Source organism: Rhizobium sp. 05L419, from assembly GCF_056397845.1.
Genome location: NZ_JBFTOF010000087.1, coordinates 1 through 519 on the forward strand (window position 1 = coordinate 1; position 519 = coordinate 519).

General features: G+C 59.8%; 1 pseudogene. It reads left to right on the plus strand.

Annotated features, from left to right (window positions below):
• Window positions 1-7: 7 nt before the first annotated feature.
• A pseudogene (locus AC1DMK_RS31105) lies at window positions 8-519 on the plus strand (nucleotidyltransferase); the annotation flags it as partial.

Sequence of the window (519 nt, forward strand, 5' to 3'; positions counted from 1 at the left end):
CCTCGCCTTGATCATACTCGACCAACTCGATCATCTGCCCGACAAGAAACGCCGTGAGCTGGCCCGCGTCGTTCAGATTGTCTTTGAAGAATTCGACGATGCTCAGAAAACCAAGCTGTCGGAAAAGGCGCGCTCGGGCCGCATCCTGAAACTGWTYCTGTWCGGGTCSTATTCGCGSGGYGACTGGGTCGAGGATCGGGACAGCGGCTACCGCTCCGACTATGATCTGCTTGCCGTTGTAAACACCGAATCCTTTGCCGAGGAGAACGAGGTSTGGTTRGCAATCGACGAGCGCCTGGGGCGGGAGTTCGCGGTCACCGGGCAATTGGAAACSCCTGCCAAGGTGATTGCCCACAGCCTTCACGACGTCAACGACAAGCTCGCACGCGGGCTGCCGTTTTTCGTCGACATTGCCCGTGACGGTATTGTTCTCTACGAGACGCCCGGCCATCCGCTGGCCGAGCCGAAGCCGCTCACGCCCGAGGCGGCACGACAGGAAGCGCAACGGCATTTCGATCA